Genomic DNA, 16841 nt, shown 5'->3' with positions numbered 1-16841 from the left:
GCCACCACCTGCGCCGGCGGCAGCGTTGTCGCGGCAGCGTCGGCAACCAGCGTGCGCCTGACGGGCGCGACGCTCGCGGCCGCCGGTTCGTGCACCGTCACCGTCAACGTGCTGAGCAACATCTCGGGCGTCTACACCAACACGGTTCCCACCGCCAGCATCACCACCAACGAAGGCGTGAGCAACGAGGAACCCACCAGCGCGCAGCTGATTGTTTCCACCCCGCCCACCGTCGGCAAGCAGTTCTCGCCGGCCGTGATTCCGCCCGGCGGCGTGTCGCGACTGAGCATCGTGCTGGGCAACGCCAACACCACGGCGATGACCTTGAGCGCGAACTTCGACGACGTGCTGCCCACCGCGCCCGGGCAGATCCAGCTGACCGCTACGCCCGGCATGGCGACCACCTGCGGCGGCACGGTAGTGGCCGCGGCCAATGCCACCAGCGTGCGGCTGAACAGCGGCGGCACCATTCCCGCGGGCGGCTGCACGATTGACGTCAATGTGACCGGCCTCACCGCCGGTACGCACACCAACAACATTCCGGCCGGCGCGCTGCAGACCAACCTGGGCAACAACCAGGCGCCCGCCAATGCGCCGCTGACCATCAGCACCCTGGGCTATGTCTCGGGCAAGGTCTTCAAGGACAACAACCCGACGCCCAACGGCACCTTCCAGAACGGCACCGACACGCCGATCGCCGGCGTGAGCATTGAACTGCGCAGCGGCGCGAACTGCAGCGGCGCGCTGCTGACGACAGGTACCACCGACGCGCTGGGCAATTACCTGTTCGCTGGCCTGGCGGCCGGCAGCTACTCGGTGTGCCAGCCCGCGCAGCCCGCGGGCACCACCAACGGCATCACCACGGCCGGCGCGATCAGCGGCATCAACGGCAGCACCGGCACGGCCGGCATCGCGTCCAACCCGACCGCGACCAGCAGCCAGGTCACCAACATCACGCTCAACGGCAACGGCGCGGGCGGCGAGATCTCGGGCTCGGCCAACAACAACTTCGCGGAAGTCGCGCCTTCGTCCATCACCGGCAAGGTCTTCAAAGACCTCAACAACAACGGCGTGCAGGACGGCGCCGACGACCCGCTGCCCGGCGTGACGATCGAACTGCGTGACCCCGGCACCAACGCGCTGCTGGCGACCACCGTCACCGACGCCGCGGGCGGCTACAGCTTCGGCAACCTGCTGCCCGGCTCCTATACCGTGGTGGAACCCACGCAGCCCGCCGGAACCTCCAACGGCATCACGACGGCCGGTGCCGTACCGAATGGCGGCACGCCCGGCACGGCCACCACGCCGGCCGTCACGCCCAGCCGCATCAGCACCCTCGTGCTGCCGCCCAACACGGTCTCATCCGGCAACAACTTCGCCGAAGTGGCCAACGGCGGAACGATTTCCGGCCGGGTCTTCCTGGACTACGACAACAACGGCGCGGTCAACGGCAGCGACCACGGCATAGGTGGGCAGACCATCAACCTGACCGGTACCGACATCAACGGCCTGGCCGTCTCCAGAACCACCACCACGGCGGCCGACGGACGCTACAGCTTCACCGGCCTGGCACAGGGCAACTACACCGTCACGCAGCCGCTGCCGCAGGCGGCGGGCACTACCAACGGCCAGACCATCGCGGGCAGCACCGGCGGTGTGGCAACCCTGCCGGCCAACCCGGTCTCGGCTATCTCGGCGATTCCGCTGGCCACCGCCAACGCCGTGTCGGCCGACAACAATTTCGCAGAGATTCCCGGCGCGGCACCCGATCTCGCCATCGCCAAGACCCATTCGCCGGTCAGCTTCGCGCAGGGCTCGAGCACCGGCTTCTACACCATCACCGTTTCCAACGTCGGCACGGTGGCGACCTCCGGCACCATCACCGTGGTCGACACCCTGCCCGCGGGCATGACGGTGGCCGCCGTCGCCGGCGGCGCCACCTGGTCCTGCAGCAGCGCCGTCACCACGGTCACCTGCAACACCGCCAGCGTCATCGCCGCGGGCGGCACAGCCCCCGTCTTCACGGTGCGCGTGGCAGTCGCCGCGGGCCTGTCCGGCCAGGTGCTGGTGAACACCGCCGTGGTCTCCGGCGGCAATGAGCCCGCAGGCTTCAACGGCAACAACACCGCCACCGACCCCACGGTGATCTCCGACGTGGCCGCGGTGCGCGGCACGGTGTGGCGCGACCTCAACCATGACCGCATCAAGGACCCGGGCGAGCCGCTGGTCCCCGGCTGGATCGTCGAACTCACGCTGGGCGGCGTGGTGGTCGGCACCACCACCTCCGACGCCAGCGGCGCCTACGCTTTCCCGAGCGTGGCGCCCGGCTCGGGCTACCAGATCCGTTTCCGCGAACCGACCAGCGGGCGCATCTACGGCCGCCCGGTGCCCAATGAAACCGGCTTGCCGTATACCAACGGCACGCCCAACCCCAACGCCAATCCCGCCGGCGCCAACAACACCGACGGCACCCTGCGGGGCCTGACCCTGGCCGCCGGCACCACCACGGTGGCGCAAAGCCTGCCGCTGGACCCGAGCGGCGTGGTCTACGACGCGGTGACGCGGCAACCCGTGCCCGGCGCCGTGGTGACGCTTTCCGCACCCGGCCTCACGGCGGCCGACGTGATAGGCGGCAGCCTGACCCAGACCACGGGCGCGGACGGCGCTTACCAGTTCCTGCTGCTGGGCGGTGCACCCGTGGGCGGCACGCTGTACACGCTCACCGTGACCTCGCCGGCCGGTTACCTGCCGGGCCCCTCGGCCATGATCCCGGCCTGCACGGCGACCCTGGGCGTCGGCCTGGCCCCGCCCAGCCCGGACCCGGCGCTGGTGCAGAACAGCAACTTCGCGCCCGGCACCGGCGTGCCGCAGCACAACCCCGCGGCCTGCCCCAACAACACGCTGGCCCTGGCGGGCGGCGCGGCCACCACGCAGTACTTCTTCACGTTCACCTTTGCCGCGATTCCCGGCTCCGCCAACGTGCTGAACAACCACATCCCGCTGGACCCCATCCTGGGCGGCGCCATCGTGATGACCAAGAGCACACCGCTGGTCAACGTGGTGCGCGGCGACCTGGTGCCTTACACCATCACGGCCACCAACACGCTGAACGCCGTGCTCGGCAACGTCAGTGTGGTCGACCTGATTCCCGCGGGCTTCCGTTACCGCACCGGCTCGGCCTCGCTCAACGGCGTGGCGCTGGAGCCGGCCATCAGCGGCCGCAACCTGACCTGGGCCAACCAAGTGTTCGCCGGCGGTGAACGCAAGACCTGGCGCATGCTGCTGGTGGTCGGCACCGGCGTGTCCGAAGGGACCTACACCAACCAGGTCGCGGCGCGAAACGCCCTGGTCAATGCGCAGATCTCCAACACCGCCACGGCCGCCGTGCGTGTCGTACCCGATCCGACCTTCGACTGCTCCGACATCATCGGCAAGGTCTTCGACGACAAGAACGCCAACGGCTACCAGGACCAGGACGAGCCCGGCATCGCCAACGTGCGCATCGCCACGGCGCGCGGCCTGCTGGTTACCAGCGACCACGACGGCCGCTTCCACGTCGCCTGCGCGGCGATCCCGAACGCCGACCGTGGCTCCAACTTCGTGATGAAGGTGGACGAGCGGACCTTGCCCTCCGGCTACCGCCTGACCACGGAGAACCCGCGCGACGTGCGTGTGACACGCGGCAAGATGGTCAAGCTCAATTTCGGCGCCACCGTGCACCGCGTGGTCCGGCTTGAGCTTTCGGGCGCCGCCTTCACCAGCGGAAACGACAGCACCGAGCTGCAGCCCGCCTACCTCGCCACCCTGCAAAAGCTTCCCGAACAGCTCGCCGCGCGGCCGTCGGTGCTGCGCATCGCCTACCGCCCCGGCGCCGAGGCGGCCGGACTCGCCGAAAAACGCGTGGCCGCGGTCAGCGAGCGAATACAGGCCTTGTGGGAGGCCAGACGCAAGAGGAAAGACGGGAATGAGGCCGCCGAAAGCGAACCCCTGCACCCCTTGATGATTGAAACCGAGCTGGAGACGGCGAAATGAATTTCCGTACACATGCGATAGCCGTCGCCGCCGGCCTGCTTTGCGCGGGCGCATCGACCTGGGCCGTCACTGAAGTCAGCGGCAAACGAATCGACAACGGGCGCATAGACCTGTTCAGCGTGCCGCCGCCGGCAGAAGTGCAGCCGGCCATCGCCTACCCCATGCCCTCGGGCGTGACGCGCGAAGAGGCTGCTTCCATGCGCAGCCTCGCCGCGCAGGTGCCCGCAAGCCCTGCGCAGGTCGATCGTTCACTCCAGGAGATCAACGGTTCCAACCTGTTTGTTTCCGGAAAAGCCGAACTGACACCGGAGGCCCGTGCGGTATTGAATTCCATGGCCGCGGGCATTGGCGCAAAAGCCAAAATGTCTTCGACCACACGCATTGCGGTCGTGGGCCACACCGACAACCAGCGCCTGGCGCCCGAGACCAAACGCATCTTCAAGGACAACCAGGGCTTGTCTGAAGCACGTGCGCTGGCGGTGGCCGCCTATCTCAAACAAGTCCTTAACAACCCTGCGATCACGTATTCGATCCAGGGCGAGGGCGAAAGCAAACCGCTGGCTTCGAACGCGACACCGGAGGGCATGGCCCGCAACCGCCGTGTTGAATTGCGCGTGTGGTTCCAGCCTGCCGCGGTGGCAGCCGCGCCTGTGCCGCTTCCCGCGGCCGCGCGGCCGCCGTGCACGCCGCAATCGGTCGGCCAGTCCACCGTGCCCTTCCGCATCACCATCGACGGCGAGCCGATCAACACGGCTGAGATTCCGAACGAGGCCGACGGCCAGCGCTGCGCCGACGTCGCGCTCGAGCGGGCGGACATCCAGGTCCGCTACGACAGCCTGGCCGCCGTGCCGCTGATGAACGCCTGGGCGACACCCGGCACGGCCGTAAAGGGCGAAGCCGTGGAATTCCGTGCCTGGTCCAACTACATTCCGTGGATCAAAAAGGCCGAACTGCGCCTCTTCCGCCCTGGGCAGAAAACCCAGGAGCAGCCGTTTGAGATCGTCCCCATAGCCTGGTCGGGCGCAAGCCGCTGGACGGTGCCGTCCAACACCGCGGGCGACCAGGTGTTTTACCTGCTGCGCGTGTACGACGCGCAAGGCCGCTTCGACGAAACCAGCCTCAAGGCGCTGAACCTGCTGGCGCGCGCCATGCCGGCGAACGAGGACCAGGACAAGCTGGAGCGCGAACGCCTCACGGGCTACGGCGAGAACAGCCTGGCCCTGCGCAACATCCCGGTGGCGGGCGGCACGGTCACGGTCAACGGCAGCAACCTCAAGCCGGGCCAGCGCATAGAGGCGCTGGGCCTGGAACTGCCGATAGATTCTCAGGGCAAGTTCGCGATGAAGCAGATCATGCCGGCCGGCCCGCAATCGGTGGAAGTGACACTTAAGGAAACCGACGGCAAGGCCACCACCTTCCGCCGCAACCTCAACATCGCGGCCGACGACTGGTTCTACCTGGCACTCGGTGATTTGACGGTCGGCAAGAACAATGTGTCCGGGCCCGCCAAGCTGGTGACCGGCGACCTGAGCCACTACGAAGACAAGGTCTACGTCGACGGCCGCGCCGCTTTTTACCTCAAGGGCAAGATCAAGGGCGAGTGGCTGCTGACGGCTTCGGCCGACACACGCGAAGGCCCCATCGAGGACTTGTTCTCCAACTTCTCGAGCAAGGACCCCAAGTACCTGCTGCGCAGCATAGACCCCAACCTGTACTACCCGGTCTACGGCGACGACAGCACCACCGTGGACGACGCGCCCACGCAGGGCAAGTTTTTCGTCAAGCTGCAAAAAGGCGATTCGCACATCATGTGGGGCAACTTCCAGACCTCCTGGAGCGGCACCGAGTTGATGCAGTATTCGCGCGGCCTCTACGGCGCGCAGTTGCGCCACCGATCCGAAGAAGCCACGGCCTACGGCGAGAAGCGCACGCAGATCGACGCCTTCGCGGCCGACCCGGGCACCCTGGCCTCGCGCGAAGAGTTCCGCGGCACCGGCGGCTCCATCTATTACCTGCGCCACCTGGACATCACCCAGGGTTCGGAGCGCGTCTGGATCGAAGTGCGCGACAAGGATTCCGGCATGGTGATAGAGCGCCGCGAACTCGCGCCCACGCAGGACTACGAGGTCAACTACTTGCAGGGCCGCATCCTGCTGCAGTCGCCGCTGTCCGCCACCGGCGGCGGCGCAGGCCTGATCATGACTTCGGCGGTCGGCGGCCAGCCGGTCTACCTGGTCACGACCTATGAGTTCGCACCCGGCGTCACCGCCGTCAGCAACCTGTCGACCGGCTTGCGCGCCAGCCAGTGGATCAACGACCACTTTCAACTGGGCGCCAGCACCTACCACCAGGGCGAGACCGGCTCCAGCCAGACGCTCAAAGGCGTGGACGGCACGCTGCGCTACAAGCCCGGCACCTGGCTCAAGTTCGAGGCGGCCCGCTCCAAAGGCCCGGGCAACGGCGCGCAGACCTCGATTGACGGTGGCTTTGGCTTCAACACCCTGAACAGCGGCGCCATCCAGTCGGCCGGCGCCGAACGCCTGGAGGCCTCGGTCGACCTGGCCGAAGTGACCGACAGCATGAAGGGCAAGGTCACGGCCTACGCGCAGAACCGCGACCGCGGCTACTCGGCGCCAGGGCAGATAGGCATTGGCGGCGAGGCCGTCAAGCAGGCGGGTGCTTCCGCCGACGTGGAGGTGATGCCGGGCACGCGCATCCTGCTCAAGGCCGACAGGCGCGATGGCGACCTGCAGGACAGCCAGAACGCCGAACTCGCGGTTCGCCAGACGCTGAACAGCGAATGGGAAGTCGCGGCCGGTGTGCGCGCCGACGACCGCTCCAAGGTCACGCCGAACGCCAGCGCATTGTTGTCGCAAACCGGCTCGCGCACCGATGCGCAGCTGCGCGCCGACTACCGCCCCGACCGCCAGGGCGGCAAGCCCGGCGAAAAAGAAGACTGGGAAGCCTACGGCTATGTGCAGGGCACGCTCGAGCGCGACGACACGCGTGACCCCAACAACCGTGTCGGCCTGGGCGGCGCGCTGCAAGTCAGCGAGCGCGTGAAACTCAGCGGCGAGGCTTCCAGCGGCAGCATGGGCGTGGGCGGCAAGCTGGGCGCCGACTACCGCATCTCCGACCGCAGCAACGCCTACCTGGCCTACACCGTGGAAACCGAAAGCCCCGACGTCGCCTGGCGCGGCCGCCAGGGCACACTGGTCTCCGGCGCGAGCACACGCGTGTCCGATCAATTGCGCGTTTTCGGTGAAGGCCGCTCCGTCAATGGCGCAGGCCCGCAAAGCCTGACGCAGGCCTTCGGCACCGACTGGTCGCCCAATGACCGCTGGAACTTTGGCGCCAAGGTCGAGTTCGGCACCGTGTCCGACCCGCTTGCCGGCGACCTCAAGCGCCGCGCGCTGGGCGGCTCTATCGGCTACAAAAAAGACGGCCTCAAGTACGGCGGCAACATCGAGTGGCGCCATGACAAAGGCAACATCTCGGGCGAACGCACGACCTGGCTCATGCGCAACACCGTCGGCCTGCAGGTCGACCCGGCGTGGCGCCTGCTCGGCAAGCTCAACGTCTCGCGCTCCAGCAACAGCCAGGGCGCATTTGTTGACGGCAACTACCACGAGTTTGTCATCGGCAGCGCGTATCGCCCCGTCGACAACGACCGCTGGAATACCTTGTTCAAGTACACCAACCTGAACAACGTGCCCACCGCCGGCCAGCTCACGCCCTCCGGCCAGGCGGCCGACTACGCGCAGCGCAGCCAGGTCTTCTCGGTCGACACGATTTACGACGTGAAGCCCTGGCTGTCGGTCGGCGCCAAGTACGCCTTCCGCATCGGCGAACTCAAGTCACCGGTGGCCGGCGGCGAATGGTTCTCCAGCCGTGCCGACCTGCTGATCCTGCGCGCCGACCTGCACCTGGTCAAGGAATGGGACGCACTGGTGGAGCTGCGAAACCTGCGCGCCACCGAAGCCCAGGATGCAAAAGCCGGCGCGCTACTGGGCATTTACCGGCACCTCGGCAAAGGCGTGAAGGTGGGCGTGGGCTACAACTTCACGCAGTACTCGGATGATTTGACCGATCTTTCTTATCGCAGCCGCGGCTGGTTTTTCAATGTGCTGGCGGCGTATTGAGGGCGACGTATGAGGGGGGCAGGCCACTGCGCGCGTCCCTTGTCTCTATCAACCCACACTTACAAAAGAAAGCGCCGTAATGAACACCTAATGCTTATGGGGTGGGCGTTGTAACTCATATGTACTCTTGATAATTCGCGAATATTCACTTGAAGGAAATTTTCCAGATGCAATCGCGCGAAGGCAACCCAAGGCTCAAAGGTCTCATGTCCAGCAAGAAGAAATACCCAGCGGCCGCGCCAGGCGGCCCCGCTACAAACAAGGCCTCCGGGTTTGCGATTTCAGCCACGGCATTCGCAGTTGCCCTGCTCGCCGCCTCTCCCCAGATCGCACGCGCCGCCAGTGAGTGCGGCGCCGAGGTGCCAGGCGCGGACACGATCACCTGCTCGGGCGCGAGCTATGCGGCCGGGATCACCTACACACCAACGTCCGGCGGGTTGACGCTCAGACTCAACAACCCCGGCATGGCAATCTCGGGGGCGACGGGCATTCTTATCGCCCAGCCGACAATCGCCGCCGATGTGAATATGGTGATCAATGCCACGAGCTTCGGTTCCATCAACACAACCGGAACGGCAATTCAGATCGTCAACGCGACGACCGGCGGGTCGTCTGTCTTCACCATGGACGCCGGCTCCATCACCTCGACCGCTGCCATAGGAAGTGTGATCGTTGGATCCGTATCCGCGGGACGGGCAGAGGCGACGCTGAACGGAGGACGAATTGGCAACACCGGCGCGGGTGGGGGCTTGAGGGCCACAATTGCCGGAGCCGTCACCAGTGGCAATGCAACTGCCACGATCACGGGCGGCATTGTCGACGGAACAACTTTTGGCGTGCATTCCTTCATCAACGGTCCCGGTGCTACAGGCACCGCGCTCATTCGCATGACCGGGGGGGCGGCGCAATCTACAGGCGGGAACGCCTTGTGGGCGCAACAAGCGGGCACAGGCCTGGCCCAGGTGCAGATGACGGGAGGCACGGTGGCCGCGACCGGTGCCAACGGCGACGGCATCCTGGCTCAGAGCAGGGCCGGCAGCTACGCTGTGGACGTCACCGGAGGCACCGTGACAGGCGGCAGCGGCAACGGCGCTGCTATCCATACGTCGGGTCCAGCTGGCGGCACAGTCAACATCGGCGCGGGCGTCGTGCTCAATGGGGGCGCCTCCGGCGTGGCGCTGCGGGACGGCGACTTGAACCGCGACGGCTTCGACGAAATCGGCGGCAACTCGGTCATCACGACCGMCGGCACCCTGAATGGCGCCGTCGTGCTCGGTGGCGGCACCGACACGCTCACCATGACTGGCGGCGCGATCAACGGCAACATCACGGGCGACGGCGCCGATGCCCTGAACCTGAACCTCGGCACCAGCAGCTTTACCCACGGCGCGGCCTATGCCATCAGCGGCATGAACGGCATCGTCATGAATTCGGGCACCGTGCGCCTTGACGGCACGGTGGCGGCCAACACCCTGAACGTCAAGGGCGGCACGCTGGTGCTCGGCAACACCGCCACCATCGCCACCACGGCGGTTGAGGGCGGCACCCTTTCCGTCAATGGCACGCTGACCGGCGCGGTGAACGTGCTCGGCGGCCGCCTGCAGGGCAACGGCAGGGTCGGCAACACAACGAACTTCGCCGGCGGCACCATCGCACCGGGCAATTCGATCGGCAAGCTGCTGATCGCGGGCAACTACGCGGGCAACGGCGGAACGCTTGAAATCGAAGGCGTGCTAGGGGGCACCGGCTCTCCCGCCGACAGGCTGGTGATCACGGGCAATGCGAGCGGCACGACCAGCATACAGACCATCAACACGGGCGGCACGGGTGCGTTGACCGGCTCCGGCAACACCGACGGCATTTCCATCGTCCAGGTGGGCGGCACCAGCACGGCCAGCACGTTCCAGCTGGCCGGTGGTTACGCGGCGGCCGGGCCCTACCAGTACCAGCTGCGGGTGTTCGGCCCCGCAAGCTCGGCCGCCAGCCAGGCGGACCCTTTGCTGGGGGCTGTGCCGTTTTATGACTACCGCCTGCAATCGGTGGTGGACGCCAGCGGCAGGCCTGTTGCCGTGCCGCAGATCGCCGGCTACCAGGCCATGCCCACGGGCGCCGTGCGTTATGGGTCGTCGCTGCTGGATTCCGTGCACAAGCGGCAGGGCGAGCTGCGCGATGTGGCGGCAAGCCGAGGCAGCAACGGTGAACCAGGCGAGCGTGCATTCTTCGTGCGTGTGAATGGCTCCCGCAGCGAAGTCGCCGGCAACCGCGCGTCGGGCTACGACCAGGACATCGACTACCTCCAGGCCGGGGCCTATGTGTTCGGGCGTGACATGGAAGACGGCGCCGCCTTGCGCATCGGTGGCGCGCTCAGCCGCGGAAAGTCCAAGCTCCGGGTTGCCGCATCCGGCGCCCAGGTGGACCTGAAGGGCACGACACTCGCCCTGACCTCGACCTACCAGACGCCGGCCGGCTGGTATCTCGACGGCGTCGCACAACTCACGGACTATTCCACCAGCATCCAGACCCGCGAGCGCGGCCGGGTGGGAGCGCCCGATGGACTGGGCTTGGGCCTGTCGGTTGAAGGCGGCTACCCCATGGATATCGGCGGCGGCCTGGTCGTCGAGCCTCAAGCGCAGCTGTCCTACCAGAAGATCAAATTCGACACCTTCGTCGACGTGGACCGCATCACGGTCGACCTGCAGGACGGGGAAAGTTTGCAGGGACGCGTAGGTGCCCGTATCAAGAAGGCCTTCAACCCCAACACCAGCCGTCAATGGACGCTGTACGCCGAAGGCAACCTGGTCCATGAGTTCCTCAAAGACCGCGGCATCACGGCCAGCGGCGTCTCGTTCGCCTCGGATTCCCTGGGCACCAGCATGCAACTGGGGGGCGGCATCAATGCCCAGCTTGGCACGAACACCACACTGTTTGCCAGCGTGAGCTACAGCAAAGGCTTGAGCAGCGGAGCCGCGGACACCTGGAGCGGAAACCTGGGCATGCGCTTCGCTTTTTAAGCAAGAGAAGCGTTCAGGTGCGGCGCATCAAGGCAACAGCTTGCGTGTATCCGCGGTGCTGATGTCGTCGAGGTGCCTGAACGCCGGTGCGATCCTGGCAATGTCGTCCGCCGTGGCGCCCGAGTGCTCGAACGACACCTTCCATTCCCGGACGACTCGCCAGACTTCATCGATCAATTCGCCGGCGCGGGTCTGGCTCAAGGAGAACGCCGCGTGCCCGTTGAGCGCGTTGTCGAGTGTCGCGAGGCGGCCCTGGGGTCCGATTCCCAGGTGAAGAAAGCGCTCGGTCGCGAGGCTCGGCCGCGGCAGCACGTCGTACAGGGGACTGAGCCGCCAGCCGGGCAAGCGCGGGTCCCATAAGAATCCGTGGTTGCGCAGGTGGTCGTCGTCGTTGCTGGCGAAGATGTTGAACACCATGCGCTTGAAGAGTTCTTCGTTGTCCGCGCGAATCACGTCCGGATGGCAATACCGGCGCACGGCGGCGGCCAGGTCGGCGTAGGATTTTGTCCGCGACTCCGTCTCGTCACATCCCACCAAGGTCAGGCCGCTCACGAAACCCATGCGGCGCTCGGTCAAGCCCTCTGCGGGTGCCAGCAGCAAGTCCGTTGCCGCGGTGGGAAGCGTTCCGTGTGCCAGCCAGTAGCGGTCGAAACGCCGGATCATCATGATGCGGCGATCGCCGAGGAGGCGCGTGGCCACAGGGGGCACGTTCAGGCCCGCCTCCCGTGCGAGCACCAGCGAAGCGCATTCGACCGCGGGAATGTCGAAGGCGTCGTTTTTGCTTGGAAACTTCGCGAGCCAGAGGGCGCCGCTCTCATCGCGCACGGACGCTTTGGGCCGGGCGCCGCCGAGTGCCGTGCCCCCCTCGAAGATGTACTCAAGGTTGGCGGGAACTTCCTCTCCGGCCTCGATGCGCTCCGCCGCCTCCATTAGGTAGGCGAGCGCATGAACGCCACCGGCGACCCCTGCGGGCCCGTCAGAGATGCTGGAACGGATGTCCAGCGCGCCCACCCTCTCGCTGCCCGCATGCAGCAGGTACTGCGATTCGGCCAGGCTGTTTGCGGGCACCTTGAGCTTGGCCTCTATGACCCGGCGCCCCCAGGAATCCGGTGCGGCATCGCGGATGCCGCCGAAACTCACGAGCTTGTTGACCGGCAGCAGCAGCTTGCCTTTGACGGGCTCCGGCCCACGGATCGCCAGGCTGACCGGGTCTACCTCCAGGGCATCGGTGCGAGCCAGGTAGTTCGTTCCGTAGGCGAAGCGCGATGCCAGGAGTTCGGAACCCTGCTCGGTCATCGTGAGCTGCCCGCAAGGCGCCCAGGCTTCGCTCAGGTACGCGAAGCTCATCAGCTTCAGTTCTTTGGCCGCCATAAAAATTCCGCTTTAGATGAAGATAAAAGGCACTGCCGGTGCGAGCGTGAATTCAGAAGTTCAGCTCGGCGAGCTCGGCGGCAGTCAGGTCACGAACGCGCTTGGTCGATTCGCGGGCTTGGAGGGCGGTCAGCGCGGGGTCGGCCTGTGTCAGCAGGTCTGCCAGCGTGGCCCCTGGCGCGATGGCATCGAGGTAGCGAAGCACTTGTCCAATCGCCAGGCCGGGGTCACCCTTTTCCAGGCGGTAGGCGGTATTGCGCGAGAAGCCCGCACGCAGCGCCGCATCGGCCTGCTTGACCTTGCGCGCCTGGCGCAAGCGCGCGAGAAGATGCCCGAGATTGGCCATCTCCCGCGCGAGCTGCGGGCTAAGCATTACGGATTGATCTACTTTCATATTCGTTAAATCATCCATTAAGTTGATAAAGATCGATTTAACGACCATTTTATCTGAAGGGCGGCTAGTAATCAATCAATGATCGATTAATCAATCCTTAACGTAATAATGATTTATTTAACGAGCATTTTTGCTGCAATGCGGAGACGCAGAGCACGGCCTCGCAGTAGGTATAAACGCCAATATATCGCAGTGAATTTACTAATAAAGTAATTAACATGCCATTTATTTTTCATTTGGAAAAATAGGCGATATTGGTTTTTCAATTAACTCTATGCGTGAACTCCTTGATTCCACCGATCGCCGGCTGACCCGGCTGCTTTCCGACGACGCGCAAGACGGCGTGAACCAGCTGGCCGAAAAAATGCAGCTGAGCCCGCCCACGGTCCGCACGCGCCTGAAGGCCTTGATCGAAAAAAATGCTCTCAAAATCGTCGGCCTGCTGAACCTGTCGGAGCGGCCGGAACTGATTGGCGCCATCGTCGGCATCAGCGCCAACGCGCAGGGGCATCTTGACGAACTCACGCAAAAGCTCGCGGAGCTGCCCTTCGTGACTTCCGTGAGTGTGGTGACCGGCCGTTTCGACCTGATCGTCGAAGTGCTGGTGGCCGGGGATGTCCAGGACCTCTACCGGTTTACCAGCGAGCTGCTTCCCCGGGTTGCCGGGCCCGGGATCATCAGCCGCAGCGAGACCTTTGTGGTCATGAAGTCGCGCAACAAATGGGTCAACCTGCCGCGCGGCTGCTGGGAGCAGGGCGCCGACGGCGGCGCTGAGCCGCCGCCCCCTCAGCCCGCAGCGGCTGAGAAATGAGCTCGTCCCCGGCGGATGTTCCTCCGGGGAGATTGTCAAAGGAGAAAGCAATGAAGATCTCGAATTCCCTGGCCACGGGGCTGCTGGCCTGCGCGGGTTTCCTCGGTGTGTGCGCCGCCGCCCATGCCGCCACCCTTGAAGACATTCAAAAACGCGGCGAGCTGCGCATTGCCGTGCAAACTCAAGGCCCTCCGTTTTCGATGATCGACAAAAACGGCGCGCGCACCGGCAGCTCGGTGGAGCTTGCCAAGTTGATGGCCCAGGAAATGGGCGTCAAGGTGGTGTTTCTCGACCTCGACTGGGACGGGCTGCTGCCGGCCCTGATTTCCGGCAAGGCCGATCTGCTTGCGGCCGACATGACGCCCACGCTGGCTCGTGCGACCAAAGTCGCCTTCACCAAGCCCTTTATGTATATAGGGCCCGTTGTGGCGTCTAAAGAAGGAAGCAAATTCACTTCCACGAATGCCTGCAAGGCGCCCGGTACCAAGATCGCGGTGCTCTTCGGCAGCACCGGCGAGAAGCTCGCCAAAACCGTGTTTCCCAAAGGCGAGATCAAGAGCTACAAGGGCGGCGGAACCTTGCTGCTGGACGCCGTGAAAAATGGCCAGGCCGACTGCCTGCTCAACGACAGCTCAGCGGTGGCCGGCCAGGCGGCCGGATATCCCAAGGGCACCTTCAAGGTCATGCCGGAACTGCTGGCCAAGGAACCCCTGGCCTACGCCACGCGTTATGACTCCATGGATCTTCTGAGCTGGATCAACCTGTTCATCGACCAGACCACACTGGACGGCCGCCTTCAGCAAAACCTCGACTACTGGGTCAACACGCCCAAGTGGAAAGAAGAGCACTGATTCCCGGATGTTCCCGGATATTCCAGGAACTGAGCACGGGCCCGGCCTCATGACCATGGCGTCGATTCCCGTGCCGCAAGGCCTTCAAGCCCATCAAGCGCTTTACCCCCGGGCTGGTCCATGCTGTTAAACCTGAACTTCAGGGTGATAGGGGAGACCCTGCCCGATTTCTTCGGGGGCTTTGTCTCCACCCTGTCCATTTCGCTGGCCGCGTTCGCGGGTGCCGTCGTTATCGGCGTGCTGGCCTGCGTGATGAGCCTCCAGTCTTCGCGGATTGTCCGGGCGCCGGCGGTCGTGTATGTGGATGTGATCCGGGCGACGCCTTTGCTGGCCCAGCTGTATTTTCTGTATTTCGGGCTGCCGAATTTCGGCGTGATCATGCCGGAAATCATGATCGGCATCATCGCCCTGTCCATCAACAGCGGCGCCTACGTCAGCGAGATCATCCGCTCCGGCATCCATTCAATCCCTAAGGGCCAGCTGGAGGCGGGCGCCAGTTCGGGGATGACGTACTGGCAGCAGATGCGCCTCATCATTCTTCCGCAGGCTGTGCGGCCCATGGTGTCGCCGCTGATCGGGCAGGCCATCGTGCTGGTCAAGGACTCGTCCCTGCTGTCGCTGATCTCGGTCCTGGAACTCACGCGTGTGGGGCAGACATTGGCCAATGACCGCTTCATGCCGGTCGAAGGCCTGGCAAGCACCGCCGTCGGCTACCTGATCATCTATTTCGGTCTCAAGCTCGCGGCCGCCGCATGGGTCCGCATCGGGCAGCAGCCCGGGCGATGCTGAAAGCCACGACCATGACTATATTCTTCGAGCAGCTGTACGGCATGGCCCAGTACTACCCGGTCGTGCTGAAGGGCGTGGGCGTGACGCTGGCGCTGTCCTTCATCGGGATTTTTGCCGGAACGGTGCTGGGCTTTGTGCTGGGCATAGGCCGCGCCAGCCCGCGCAAATGGCTGTCGTTCGCCGTCGGGGCCTACACCGACCTGTTTCGCGGAACACCCGTGCTGGTCCAGGTGTTCGTCGTCTTTTTTGTATTGCCAGAGGCGGGCATAGAGCTCGACTCCTTCACGGCGGGCGCCATTGCCTTGTCCAACATCGCGGCCTGCTTCATCTCGGAAATCGTGGCCGCCGGGATCAAGGCCGTGCCCACAGGGCAGATGGAGGCAGCTGCTTCCTCGGGGCTGAGCCGCTTCCAGCAACTGAGGCTGGTGGTGATGCCGCAGGCCACCCGCATGATCGTTCCGTCCCTGGTCGGGCAATACGTGTTGCTGGTGAAAGATTCGTCGGTGGTCTCCGCCATCGGGCTGCTCGACCTGACGCGCTCCGGCTGGGTGATCGTGCAGTCCGTTCCCAACGGGCTGCTGGTGTTTAGCGCGGTGGGTGTGGGCTACTTTTTGATCTGCTATCCGCTGCTTTACCTGTCGCGGCGGCTGGAGAAGGCTTGATGAAGGAATACCCAGGATGATCCAATTCAGCGAACTCAACAAATGGTATGGCGCGCACCACGTGCTGCAGAACATCAACCTTGATGTGGCAAAAGGCGAGGTGGTGGTAGTCTGCGGGCCCAGCGGCTCCGGCAAAAGCACGCTGATCCGCTGCGTCAACGGCCTGGAAAAATTCCAGGCCGGCGCGCTGACGGTCGACGGCATGCCGGTCGCCAGCGAGGCCAATCTGCGCAAGCTTCGCATGGAGCTGGGTTTTGTCTTCCAGCAGTTCAATCTCTACCCCCAAAAAACCGCGCTCGAGAACGTCACGCTGGCGCCGATTCACGTGCGCAAGCTCTCCACGAAAGAAGCCGTCGACCGCGGCCGCGAGCTCCTCGAGAAAGTCGGCCTGGCGGACAAGTGCGACGCCTATCCGCAGCAGCTGTCGGGAGGGCAGCAGCAACGCGTCGCCATCGCCCGCAGCCTGTGCATGCAGCCCAAGGTCATGCTGTTCGACGAGCCGACCTCCGCGCTTGATCCCGAAATGATCAACGAGGTGCTGGACGTGATGGTGGCGCTGGCGAAAGACGGCATGACCATGATTGTGGTCACTCACGAGATGGGTTTTGCCCGCAAGGTGGCCGACCGCGTGGCCTTTATCGACAAGGGCGTCATGGTCGAGGTGGCCAAACCCGAAGCCTTTTTTACTGCGCCGCAGAGTGAGCGCACGCGTGAATTCCTCGGAAAGATTCTTCATCACTAGCCAGGGCGGGTGATCAACAGTCATCACGGCTGCCGC

Annotated in this window: 10 protein-coding genes; 8 read left to right on the top strand and 2 right to left on the bottom strand. The window is 65.0% G+C overall.

Annotated elements, in window-relative coordinates:
- The 3 genes from AC1D1Y_RS00915 to AC1D1Y_RS00905 form a co-directional block, all read left to right on the top strand.
- Window positions 1-4032 (top strand): beta strand repeat-containing protein (locus AC1D1Y_RS00915; RefSeq protein WP_477680678.1); only part of this gene is annotated, 4032 nt, incomplete at its 5' end.
- On the top strand, window positions 4029-8174 hold the full coding sequence (locus AC1D1Y_RS00910) for an OmpA family protein (RefSeq protein WP_477680677.1): 4146 nt from the start codon (window positions 4029-4031) through the stop codon (window positions 8172-8174). The genes AC1D1Y_RS00915 and AC1D1Y_RS00910, both read left to right, overlap by 4 nt.
- 167 nt (window positions 8175-8341) lie before the next feature.
- Window positions 8342-11185 (top strand): autotransporter family protein, encoded by a 2844-nt coding sequence (locus AC1D1Y_RS00905; protein ID WP_477680676.1) that lies wholly within the window; start codon window positions 8342-8344, stop codon window positions 11183-11185.
- 27 nt (window positions 11186-11212) lie between these two features.
- Here the strand turns inward: AC1D1Y_RS00905 and AC1D1Y_RS00900 are convergent, their stop codons facing one another.
- Both AC1D1Y_RS00900 and AC1D1Y_RS00895 read right to left on the bottom strand, forming a co-directional pair.
- The gene (locus tag AC1D1Y_RS00900) at window positions 11213-12556 is read right to left on the bottom strand and encodes a type II toxin-antitoxin system HipA family toxin (RefSeq protein ID WP_477680675.1); all 1344 of its coding nucleotides are present in this window, start codon (window positions 12554-12556) and stop codon (window positions 11213-11215) included.
- A gap of 52 nt (window positions 12557-12608) precedes the next feature.
- Window positions 12609-12998, bottom strand: a complete 390-nt coding sequence (locus AC1D1Y_RS00895; RefSeq protein WP_477680674.1) for a helix-turn-helix domain-containing protein — start codon at window positions 12996-12998, stop codon at window positions 12609-12611.
- A gap of 226 nt (window positions 12999-13224) precedes the next feature.
- On the opposite strand from AC1D1Y_RS00895, the gene AC1D1Y_RS00890 reads away from it, so the two are divergent.
- From AC1D1Y_RS00890 to AC1D1Y_RS00870, 5 genes are all read left to right on the top strand, one after another.
- Window positions 13225-13761, top strand: a complete 537-nt coding sequence (locus AC1D1Y_RS00890) for an Lrp/AsnC family transcriptional regulator (protein ID WP_477680673.1) — start codon at window positions 13225-13227, stop codon at window positions 13759-13761.
- A 50-nt stretch (window positions 13762-13811) separates the two neighbouring features.
- Complete coding sequence (locus AC1D1Y_RS00885; protein ID WP_477653108.1) at window positions 13812-14612, top strand: ABC transporter substrate-binding protein; 801 nt, start codon at window positions 13812-13814, stop codon at window positions 14610-14612.
- Window positions 14613-14732: 120 nt separating this feature from the next.
- Window positions 14733-15401 (top strand): amino acid ABC transporter permease, encoded by a 669-nt coding sequence (locus AC1D1Y_RS00880; RefSeq protein ID WP_477680672.1) that lies wholly within the window; start codon window positions 14733-14735, stop codon window positions 15399-15401.
- A gap of 11 nt (window positions 15402-15412) precedes the next feature.
- Complete coding sequence (locus AC1D1Y_RS00875) at window positions 15413-16063, top strand: amino acid ABC transporter permease (protein ID WP_477680671.1); 651 nt, start codon at window positions 15413-15415, stop codon at window positions 16061-16063.
- 16 nt (window positions 16064-16079) lie between these two features.
- The gene (locus AC1D1Y_RS00870; protein ID WP_477680670.1) at window positions 16080-16805 is read left to right on the top strand and encodes an amino acid ABC transporter ATP-binding protein; all 726 of its coding nucleotides are present in this window, start codon (window positions 16080-16082) and stop codon (window positions 16803-16805) included.
- The last annotated feature ends 36 nt before the right edge of the window (window positions 16806-16841 follow it).

The sequence above is a fragment of the Polaromonas sp. P1_G1 genome (genome assembly GCF_056405595.1).
This window is presented reverse-complemented; position numbering and strand designations above follow the sequence as displayed.